Raw genomic sequence first — 10,797 nt, forward strand, 5'->3', positions numbered from 1 at the left:
ATTCTATCACGATAATGTGAAGATTTAAACGGCTTGTTTTCTCAAAAACAATAACAACGACTCGCTAATTTCTTTCCCCCAATGATCTTGAGGATAATGTCCGGCTTTTTCTAACTTCACAAACTCCGAACCTCTAACTAAATTCGCAAATTCTTGGGCTTGTTCAACACTCAACCAGGGATCAGCAACTCCCCAAATAATTTGAGTTGGATGTTCCCAAGTTTTAAACCCTGTTGAAATTTCCGCCATCGACTCTTTCAGTTTGAGATTTTTAATCGTTGCTAAAAGCGATCGCCCCGAAGCAGAACTTTTCAAAAACGGACGACGATAAACATCTAAATCTTTATCTTCGATCACATAACCGCTTCCCCCTTCCAACGTTCGATCAACGAGTAGCGGATCTTGTACCATCATATCCCCGACAAACGGTAAACCCATTTGTTGAATTTTCCAGGGAAGTTTAGCCGCAGGAGAAACAGGCGTATTTAAAACAATTAAACGATCTATTTTATCAGGATTTTTGAGCGCATATTGTAAACCCACTGAACCTAAAAACCCCTGTACAACCAGATGAAATTGACTCAGTTCTAACGTTTCAATAAACTCCGATAACGCCTTCAAAAACGCATCGGGAGTATAAGCAAAATCCCGCTTATCTGCTTTAGAAGAAAACCCCGATCCGATCCAGTCTGGTGCGATCGCCCGATAGCCTTTCGCAGCTAATTCTTCCATCAACACCACCCAACTGTAACTCTGAGAAACTAACCCATGTAAGAGTAAAACAGGAGATTTATCTGTTTGTTCCGGTTTGGCTTCCCGATAAAACCATTCTAGCGATCCGATTTTGATTGTATTTTTATCCAAGGTGACAATTATTGTTCATTCAAATGTAGGGGATATTATACTACTCCTCTCCGCGAAAAAACCCTCTTGTTCAAAAAAAATCGGGTTTTCGGGTAGAACTCCTAAGAATTATCCCTCACAAATTACACTCATTTGTTCGTTGGAAAAGTTTTGATACTGCGATAAACAATCTAAAGAAGCTTGTTGCTTGAGAACATAAGCCTGTAAAAACAATGCACTCCACTCCGCAATCATTTTAACGGATTCTGTTTGTTTAAGTTGGGGTTTATTTTCTTCTTCTGGCCCATCTTTAGGCTGAGAAACATCAGTGATTCCATAATGATTTATTCCTTTAATTTGAATAAAAGCCTTCGGACTATCGGCTATATTGTCATAAGTTCTTTGAGTAAATTCAGGTAAAACAATAGTATCAAGTTCACCTGCAATTAAAGCGATGGGAATTCCTGAATTTTGAATCGTTAGTGATCCGGCTTCTTTTGTTAAAAGATTCGTTCCATAAAAAACCCCTCCAACTAACTCAGGNTAATGATTTATTCCTTTAATTTGAATAAAAGCCTTCGGACTATCGGCTATATTGTCATAAGTTCTTTGAGTAAATTCAGGTAAAACAATAGTATCAAGTTCACCTGCAATTAAAGCGATGGGAATTCCTGAATTTTGAATCGTTAGTGATCCGGCTTCTTTTGTTAAAAGATTCGTTCCATAAAAAACCCCTCCAACTAACTCAGGAGGTCTAATGTACTTTTTACCGGAAATCTGCTCAACGGTTTGTGAATATCGAATCGCTTCTAAACCTGTAATTCCTCCACAAGAATGACCAAACAAAACCATTTTTTCGGGATCTACACTGTTGGCAATCTCTAAATTTTCTTGGATAGAATCACTTTTAAAATAATCTAATATGGCTAAAATTTGAGTTAATTCTGGGGCGAGATAAGTTCGACCCGGTGGAGTATGATTGGGAACGACAACCACAAATCCTGCGGTGGCAATTAACTTAGAAAATAGAGTATAATATAGTTTATCAACCTCAAATCCTTGTAAAAATAAAGCAATCGGCAATTTAAAAGGCGGATTTTCAACTTGGGATAAATCGGGATAATAAATATTAGCTTCATCCCCATTTGTTGTAATAACAGTAGGGTAACTTTTGACTTGATTTAGTTCACATACAGGTTGAAACATTTCCGAATGATCTCCTTTTTATTCCCTAGTTTTATTCCCACAAACGCCGTCCTTCTTTTCCGTTTAAACGTTGATGAGTATCCCTCAGTAACATTGGAATATCCAACTTNGGGATAATAAATATTAGCTTCATCCCCATTTGTTGTAATAACAGTAGGGTAACTTTTGACTTGATTTAGTTCACATACAGGTTGAAACATTTCCGAATGATCTCCTTTTTATTCCCTAGTTTTATTCCCACAAACGCCGTCCTTCTTTTCCGTTTAAACGTTGATGAGTATCCCTCAGTAACATTGGAATATCCAACTTTTGCGGACAACGCGGTAAACAGTCCCCGCAGTCAGTACAACGGTTTCCCTTGTTTCCAGGGAACCAATGACCCGCATTTTCAAACATTCGATAGCGATATTTTCCAAACTCTGTCATCTCGTAAGCAACGGCTAAATTTCGCAACCGCAACACCTCCGGGATATTAATGGCTTCAGGACAGGGTAAACACTCATAACACTGGCTACACCCTTCACTCCCCAAAACCTCTCGCTGAGTGGCGTCTAAACCGTCTAAAACCGCCTTTTCCTCCTCGCTTAACTCCCCATCTTGATCGGCCACCGTCAAGGGCCAATCTAACTCCTTTGGGTTCGCCGCCCCCACGCTTAACGTCGTAATGCGGCGATCGCTGAGTAAAAAGCGATAATTTAACATCAGAGGCGAAAAAGGCTGACACAACTGTTGTAAACGTCGGGATGGAGTATAAAGCTGTCCGCCCTTGTCTGCCGGAGAAATAATAAAAATCCCCATATCATTTTGGGCGGCTAACTCAATAGCTGCTGCATTTCGCTGAAAAAAATAGTAATAATGCAGATTGACAAATTCAAACAAATGTGTATTAATAGCAGCGAGAATCACCTCTAATGGTGCGTGGGTCGAAAAGCCAATGTGCTTGACTCGACCATCCTCAAGAGTCTTCTGCACCCCCGACATTCCCCGTATTGCCAGATCGAGATGTTCCCAGGTATTAATACCATGAAGGGCTAAACNGAAAAAAATAGTAATAATGCAGATTGACAAATTCAAACAAATGTGTATTAATAGCAGCGAGAATCACCTCTAATGGTGCGTGGGTCGAAAAGCCAATGTGCTTGACTCGACCATCCTCAAGAGTCTTCTGCACCCCCGACATTCCCCGTATTGCCAGATCGAGATGTTCCCAGGTATTAATACCATGAAGGGCTAAACAATCGAGGTAATCGAGATTTAGCCGTTCCAAGGATTGATCAACCCCCCGTTCCATCTCGCTCGGATCAGCCGACGGGATAAGTTTTGATGTGATGTAAAGTTGCGATCGCACAACAGGCAACCCAGCTAATAATGCAGCACCCAAATATTGTTCACTATTCCCATACCCTGTTGCCGTCTCGATATGATTAATTCCTTGGGATACTGCCTGCTGCACTGTATGCCTTGCATTGTCCTCAGACGCCAGATATCGCATGGTTCCAAGCGTTAGAACAGAAAGGCGTAGATCGGTTTTACCAAACCGCCGATAACGCATTTTAAAATTCGGATTTTAGATTGAGGAATTGAGCTATATTTTTGTCAATCAAACCATCCATGATCTGAACCCCAATTACTGGGCCTCATCTTTTTTGCGAAAATCGGAACGTTTGATCAGATCTTGCGGACTCAGGTTGGACACAAACTCCCGAAAAGCACGGCGTTCAGCCTCATCAGCCTCCCGATCCACCGGAATAGAAGCATCTGCAACTACTTCTTCCATCACCCAAATGGGGGTATCTGTCCGCAAAGCCAGAGCGATCGCATCACTGGGACGAGCATCAATTTCTTTTTTCAGCTCCCCTTGACGCACAATTAAGACAGCATAAAAGGTATTATCTTGCAGGGAGTGAATCACAACCCGTTCCAAGGTCAGATCCCAAGAATCCATCATACTGACGAACAAATCGTGAGTTAACGGTCTGGGAGGTTTATGGTTTTCCAATGCGCCAATAATCGATCTAGCTTGATCCTGACCAATAAAAATAGGCAAGGCACGCCGCTCTGAGGCATCCCTCAAAAGAACGATGGGACTGCGAGTAGCAGCATCTAGCGCGATTCCGGCGACTTTCATTTCAATCATCGACTCAGCCTCGATAGAATACTTTAGGTAAACGAGTAATCAAACCCGTAGACAGAACATCCTGCATTCCAGTATGCCTTGAAATTCCCTGAAATCAACAACAGATTTTTGTTTGACAATCTCACCCGTCAAACTCAGCTTTCAGGCAAAACGTGAATCCAGTTTTATTCACTTAACATTGATCCCCTACTGAAAAAGTGCCATGTTCACAGGATTAATTCAAGCATTGGGGAGAATTTTGCCCCTAAGCGACGAACAGTTTCAAATCTCCTGCGTTTCCGGTCAAACTGATTTAATCTTAGAAGATTTAGCCATCGGTGATAGTGTTGCAGTTAACGGAGTTTGTCTAACTGTCGTCGAAATCATCACCGGGGGTTTTGTCGCTACGGCTTCCCCAGAAACCCTACGTCGGACGACGTTAGGACAGGGTTTAGACGGCTACTTCAACCTTGAAACCTCCCTGCGTGCCGGGAGCAAATTAGGTGGACATTTCGTGACAGGTCATGTTGATGGGATTGGATGTTTACAGTCTTCGGTTCAAACCGCGAGTTCTTGGGAAATGCAGTTTAGCGCCCCTACACAAGCCACCCTATGGCATCAACACATTGCTCCTTTCATTGTTCCCAAAGGCAGTATCGCTATTAACGGTATCAGTCTGACGATAGCCGATTGCGATCGCGAAGGGAACTGGTTTGAAGTTGCTGTTATTCCTCACACTTACAGCCAAACCAATCTAAAGTACCTCAAACCCGGTAGTTGGGTCAATCTCGAAGCGGACATCCTGGGGAAATATGTTGCCAAATTCCTGAGAACTCCTGCCGTTTTCAACGAAATGCCCTCAATTTCTACAATAGAAGATATTACCCCCGAATTTCTCGCTGAACATGGATTTAGTTAAGGGAACAGGTAACAGTTTTGTAGGGGCGGGTTCCGCTTAGATCTATGTCTGTTATCAATAGCCTGTGTAAACCCGCCCTCTTGATCTCCCCATCTGCGGGGCGCGCCTCCCCTGAGATCTATGTCTGTTATCAATAGCCTGTGTAAACCTCCCGATGTTCCCATCTGCGGGGCGCGCCTCCCCTGAGATCTATGTCTGTTATCAATAGCCTGTGTAAACCTCCCGATGTTCCCATCTGCGGGGCGGGTTTATGTAACTTATTTCTAGGAATAGATACATCATTGCAGAACCCGCCCCTACATGACTCCCCTATCTTGATCGATCATGCAACCTGTTGACTACACCACTCTGCTCGCCACTTGTACAGAACTTCGAGAACAATGGCTTCCCGCCCGTCTCGAACAAGTTTATCAACGCGATCGCTTTACCATTTCCCTGCTGTTACGCACGCTTAAGGGTAAAGGATGGCTAGATATTTCTTGGCACCCCCAAGCCGCCCGAATGTGTATCGGTGATCCGCCTCCTCGCGTACCCGATACGTTTACCTTTAGCGATCAACTGCGACATCAGTTAAGCGGTTTAGCCTTAGTTGCGATCGCGGAAGTTTCACCTTGGGAAAGGGTGTTAGACTTGCAATTTGCTAAACGCCCCGGAGAAAGCGCCCTTTGGCATCTCTACGTCGAGGTGATGAGCAAATACAGTAATGTTGTCTTAACCGGACAAGATAACCTAATTGTCACAACAGCACATCAAGTCAGTAGTCAACAGTCGAGTGTTCGCCCGATCCAAACCAGTCAACCCTACGAACTCCCGCCCAGTCTCACCGATCCCATTCCTCGGTTGAGTGAACCTCTAGATCAATGGCAACGACGAGTCAGTTTAATTCCCGGTTCCCTCAAGCGTCAACTCCTCAAAACCTATCGAGGCTTGAGTTCAGCTTTAATTTTAGCAATGGTTCAAGCTGCCGGACTCGATGGAGATCGTTCAACCGATAGCCTCAGCGATGCGGAATGGACTCGTTTATTTGAATGTTGGTGTCAATGGTTAGAAGCCTTAGAAAAATCTAACTTTTATCCCCATTTTACAGAAACCGGATATTCTGTGATTGCTTGGAATCATACCCCAACTCAACCGTCTATTAAAACGGTTCAAGAACTGCTCAACTGTTATTATACTGCCGAACTTAACCAACAAGACTTTCAGCAACTCCGCCATCAAATTAGCCAAAAACTCAACAATCTTCTCAGTAAATTACGCCAAAAAGCTGACGGGTTTATTCAACGTCTCAAACAATCGGACAATGCAGATATTTATCGAACTCAAGCCGATTTATTAATGGCTTCTCTGCAAGAATGGAAACCCGGAATGACAAGTATAATATTATCTGACTTTGAAACCGGAGAACCCGTTAAAATTCCCCTCGAACCCGAAAAAAATGCCGTTCAAAATGCCCAAGCCTATTATAAACGTCATCAAAAGTTAAAACGCGCTAGAATAGCCGTTGAACCGCTTTTAGCCGAAGTAAAAGCCGAAATTGATTATTTAGAACAAGTCGAAGCCGCGATCGCTCAAATTGAATCTTATCAAACCTCAGAAGATTTACAAACTCTCGCAGAAATTCGCGACGAACTCACCCAACAAGGCTATTTTAATACACCCGGTTATCAAAATCGAGCAACCACTGAAACCGAATTTCATCGGTATAAAACCCCTACTGGTTTTGAATTATTAGTTGGACGAAATAACCGCCAAAATGATTTATTGACTTCAAAAATTGCGGGAGATTATGACTTGTGGTTTCATAGCCAGGAAATTCCCGGAAGCCATGTATTGTTACGACTCAGCGCCGGGGACGTCCCCGAAGAAAAAGATTTGCAGTTTGTAGCGAATTTAACAGCATATCATAGCCGCGCTCGTCAGAGTGAACAGGTTCCCGTGATTTATACAAAACCCAAACACGTCTATAAACCCAAAGGATCAAAACCCGGAATGGTCATCTATAAGCATGAAACCGTGATCTGGGGGAATCCTCAAGCGGCGATCGCCAAGCCATAGACTGCTGAAACGATACCCCAACACCTACTTCTAGAGGATGAGTGAAAATACTATCGGAAAAATTGGTGTTTTTTGTTACAATCGAGAATTAGGGAGATTTGAGAACTCCAACCCGCAGGTTGCATGGGAACGCACCTCCTGGGTTAGCCTCAAATCGAAACAACAACGGTGCTTTTCATTGTGATAAAAGACCAGTTTCGGCTGGTCTTTTTATTTTAATGCTTAAATCTCAATCTGAGTTCAACCTTTTGACAGAAACCGACGTGACGAATTTGATCTCAATATAGAGAACTCATCTCAGAGGTCTATCTACTGATTACAATATGGGTTAGATAGACTTTAGCCTAAACCCCTATAAACAAAAAATATGAATCCTAAAAAACTACTGGGTATTTTGTTCTTACTGTTAGTCGCTATTTTTATCACATCCGGCGATACCTATGAGTTTCTCCCCAAACCCGCTAGAGAAGCCAGCGTCAAAAGTCGAGAATTCATCGTCGGTTTATGGCCTGACTGGTTAAGACCAAGAGACCTAGATGCCCAACGAGAGAAAGAAATTGAACAGTTACAAAAAGGAGGAGGTAAACCCTAACCACCTCACCAGTGACTTAGGTAGGGGCGGGTTCAGTCACAATCTCTGTTTCTGACAAACAACCTAAATCAACCCGCCCTCAGCAGTGACCCGTTAAGAGTTTTTTCCCTATTCCCTGTTCCCTGTTGACTGAATTATTTCTTTTTCAGCCAGCTAAACATCGCCCGTAAATCTTTTCCGACAGCTTCGATGGGATGTTCTGCTTCTTTGCGACGCATAGCCGTAAACCCAGGTTTACCCGATTGATTTTCCAGGACAAACTCTCGCGCAAATTGACCAGTTTGAATCTCTTTCAAAATTTTACGCATTTCTGCGCGCGTTTCATCAGTAATAATCCGGGGGCCGCGTGTATAATCGCCGTATTCTGCCGTATTAGAAATACTATCGCGCATATTAGCTAAACCGCCCTCAACCACCAAGTCAACAATTAATTTAACTTCGTGTAAGCATTCAAAATAAGCCAATTCCGGTTGATAACCCGCCTCTACCAACGTCTCAAACCCCGATTTGATCAATTCACTCAAACCACCACACAACACCACCTGTTCCCCAAATAAATCGGTTTCAGTTTCTTCACGGAATGTGGTTTGTAAAATTCCCCCTCTAGTTCCACCAATCCCTTTAGCATAAGCCATTGCGCGATCGCGAGCTTGACCGGAAGCATCTTGATAAACGGCAAACAAACAAGGTACCCCTTGTCCTTCTTGATAAGTCCGACGAACGAGATGACCAGGGCCTTTGGGCGCCACCATAATCACGTCTACTTCCGGTGGGGGGACAACTTGACCAAAATGAATATTAAAGCCATGAGCAAAGGCTACAATTTTACCAGCGCCCAGATGGGGTTCAATTTCAGTTTTGTAAACGGTTTTCTGGACTTCATCCGGCAGCAGAATCATAATCAAGTCTGCTACTTCTGCGGCTTTGTCTACTGGATGAACCGTCAACCCCTCATCTTTGGCTTTGAGGGCGGACTTGCTACCCGGATACAGCCCAACGACTACGTTTAAGCCACTATCTTTGAGGTTGAGGGCGTGGGCGTGACCTTGGGAACCATAACCAATAATTGCAATTGTTTTATCTGCCAGTAAATCTAGATTGGCATCTGCATCATAATACATCCGAGCCATAGTGGGGATCTCCTATCCTAACTTGTGAGGGGGGAAGTGCAAAACTTTTATCCTATCACAAGTCGGTCACACACTTAAGGAGTAAACAATATAGCAATTCTATTTAATTTTTAAACTGACTTCGGTGCCTTACTAGAGATTGAATCGCACTTTGAGTCAATCACCCTATTGTAACACACCCTAATCATCTATCACAAGTCGGTGATGCGATTTAAAGATTCAACAATAGGATAAAATCAATAAACCTGAAGAATCAAAATTTGAAGCTTTTCTATCGCAATTATTAACCATGTTAGAGTACATTACCCTACCTGATAATATTTTACCGCCTGTTGCACCCTATTCTCATGCAGTTCGAGCGGGAGATTTTCTCTTTGTTACCGGACAGCTTGCTGAAGATCCCAATACAGGAGAAATCATCAAAGGAAGTATTGAAGAACAAACCCGACAAGTCATGGAAAATTTGCGGTTAGTTCTTGAACAAGCTGGAACAAATTTTGATCGCGTTGTCATGTCACGAATTTTTTTAAGTGATTTTCGCTATTATCAAAGTGTTAATTCAATTTATGCGTCTTATTTTGACTCAAAACGTTTACCCAGTCGTACAACAGTCGGTGTTCTCGGTCTTGCCAATTTCGGTGATATTGAGATTGATTTGATTGTTTATTGTGGAGATTAATCCCATTGCCAGGCAGATGCCCACTACCCCAAGTAACAGAAGTAAAAACCAAAAGCGTTTAAGGGATCAGCTACATACGATACAAATCTGGGGTTAAATTGAGAAAAAACAGTTAAGTTCTATCAACTTATGTAAAGTTACTTATGATTTTATTTTACCAAAAAATTTTAAAATATCCTTGAATACCTAGAGGAGACTGAACTTAAAGGATTTTACAGAGTGGATTGAGCAGTTTACAGTTCGCAAACTCCTGTTAAGTCTTATTTCAGCTTTACGAATTGAATGGATAACCAGGGTAATTTATGATTCATACTAGAAGAAAGACACTCAATTGATTTATGTAGTGTCTCACTGTTAAATCTATTTTGATAAACCTTGGTGATATGAGACGACCTTCACAATTAACCCGGTTAATTTGGGACTTCTATCGTGAAAATAACGAAGAATTGCAACGGCTTCAACCCTTAGCAAAATGCAAAGTCTATCGACGTTGGGGTGTGTTACATATCCAGTGTGTTAATCAAGACATCGCTGATCTGATGACGGCTTCCCAAAATATTCTAAGAGAACCGATTTCTCAGATGCGTCTTGCCCAAAAAATAAAAATCTCTGTTAAAAACATGACAGTAGCTTTACTGGATGTCAAACCCGATAGAATCATTGCTTGAAAGACTTTATCTGCGTTCAACTCCTGCAATCTAGAACGGTTGCAGGCTTTAATTAAATAATCAACAGCAAACTAAAAACTGTTAATCTCTGAAATTTTAAAGAAATTCTCCTGAACTTGTCAATCAAGAACAGAAAGAGAACTCAGTAGATGCACCCTGATCAAATTCCCTTGGCGAAAGCTAGGGGATTTTTTTGTTCTAAATTTGACATCAAACTTTCACAATTTTGTCACAATCAACTTAACTTGATACCGTAAAACATTCTGCAAATCATCCGGAAACCTCTTGATATTAACCGAAAAACAGAACAGGAGTAGATGCACCCCGATCAATTAGCCCTCAGCTTAGTCTGAGGGTTTTTTTACTGTAGGGGCGGGTTCTACAAAAATGTATGTCTCTCACAAATAATCTCTATAAACCCGCCCTTAACAATGATGTAGGGGCGGGTTCTACAAAAATGTATGTCTCTCACAAATAATTTCTATAAACCCGCCCTTAACAATGATGTAGGGGCGGGTTCTACAAAAATGTATGTCTCTCACAAATAATCTCTATAAACCCGCCCTTAACAATGATGTAGGGGCGGGTT

The 10,797-nt window shown here is 42.2% G+C and carries 9 protein-coding genes and 3 pseudogenes; 5 read left to right on the forward strand and 7 right to left on the reverse strand.

Going from position 1 to position 10,797, the window contains the following annotated elements; all coding sequences use genetic code 11:
- Window positions 1-24: 24 nt before the first annotated feature.
- The 6 genes and pseudogenes from WN50_RS20425 to WN50_RS20445 all read right to left on the reverse strand — a co-directional run bounded on the left by WN50_RS20425 (window position 25) and on the right by WN50_RS20445 (window position 4,186).
- Window positions 25-864, reverse strand: coding sequence for an alpha/beta fold hydrolase (locus WN50_RS20425; protein ID WP_200906326.1), 840 nt, complete (start codon window positions 862-864; stop codon window positions 25-27).
- 108 nt (window positions 865-972) lie between these two features.
- A pseudogene (locus WN50_RS36435) lies at window positions 973-1,386 on the reverse strand (hypothetical protein); the annotation flags it as partial.
- Window position 1,387: 1 nt separating this feature from the next.
- Window positions 1,388-2,049, reverse strand: a pseudogene (locus tag WN50_RS37730) (alpha/beta hydrolase); the annotation flags it as partial.
- Window positions 2,050-2,280: 231 nt separating this feature from the next.
- The coding region (locus WN50_RS20435; RefSeq protein ID WP_152964881.1) for an aldo/keto reductase at window positions 2,281-3,086 on the reverse strand (806 nt) is incomplete at its 5' end.
- 1 nt (window position 3,087) lies between these two features.
- A pseudogene (locus WN50_RS20440) lies at window positions 3,088-3,601 on the reverse strand (aldo/keto reductase); the annotation flags it as partial.
- A 75-nt stretch (window positions 3,602-3,676) separates the two neighbouring features.
- Entirely contained in the window at window positions 3,677-4,186 is a 510-nt protein-coding gene (locus WN50_RS20445; RefSeq protein WP_046278482.1) for a bifunctional nuclease family protein, read from the reverse strand.
- A gap of 202 nt (window positions 4,187-4,388) precedes the next feature.
- Between WN50_RS20445 and WN50_RS20450 the strand changes: the two genes are divergently transcribed.
- The 3 genes from WN50_RS20450 (at window position 4,389) to WN50_RS20460 (ending at window position 7,731) form a co-directional block, all read left to right on the forward strand.
- Window positions 4,389-5,084, forward strand: a complete 696-nt coding sequence (locus tag WN50_RS20450; RefSeq protein ID WP_046278483.1) for a riboflavin synthase — start codon at window positions 4,389-4,391, stop codon at window positions 5,082-5,084.
- Window positions 5,085-5,408: 324 nt separating this feature from the next.
- Complete coding sequence (locus tag WN50_RS20455) at window positions 5,409-7,139, forward strand: Rqc2 family fibronectin-binding protein (protein WP_046281899.1); 1,731 nt, start codon at window positions 5,409-5,411, stop codon at window positions 7,137-7,139.
- 367 nt (window positions 7,140-7,506) lie between these two features.
- Window positions 7,507-7,731 carry a hypothetical protein gene (locus WN50_RS20460; RefSeq protein ID WP_046281898.1) on the forward strand — a complete coding sequence of 75 codons (225 nt, stop codon included), beginning with the start codon at window positions 7,507-7,509 and terminating at the stop codon, window positions 7,729-7,731.
- Window positions 7,732-7,865: 134 nt separating this feature from the next.
- Here the strand turns inward: WN50_RS20460 and ilvC are convergent, their stop codons facing one another.
- Window positions 7,866-8,861 carry a ketol-acid reductoisomerase gene (gene ilvC / locus WN50_RS20465; protein ID WP_046281897.1) on the reverse strand — a complete coding sequence of 332 codons (996 nt, stop codon included), beginning with the start codon at window positions 8,859-8,861 and terminating at the stop codon, window positions 7,866-7,868.
- Window positions 8,862-9,150: 289 nt separating this feature from the next.
- Here ilvC and WN50_RS20470 point away from each other — a divergent pair, with 289 nt between their 5' ends.
- Together WN50_RS20470 and WN50_RS20475 are read left to right on the forward strand one after the other, a co-directional pair.
- Window positions 9,151-9,540 carry a RidA family protein gene (locus tag WN50_RS20470; RefSeq protein ID WP_046281896.1) on the forward strand — a complete coding sequence of 130 codons (390 nt, stop codon included), beginning with the start codon at window positions 9,151-9,153 and terminating at the stop codon, window positions 9,538-9,540.
- A 383-nt stretch (window positions 9,541-9,923) separates the two neighbouring features.
- On the forward strand, window positions 9,924-10,208 hold the full coding sequence (locus WN50_RS20475) for a hypothetical protein (RefSeq protein ID WP_046281895.1): 285 nt from the start codon (window positions 9,924-9,926) through the stop codon (window positions 10,206-10,208).
- The last annotated feature ends 589 nt before the right edge of the window (window positions 10,209-10,797 follow it).

This window comes from Limnoraphis robusta CS-951 (assembly GCF_000972705.2).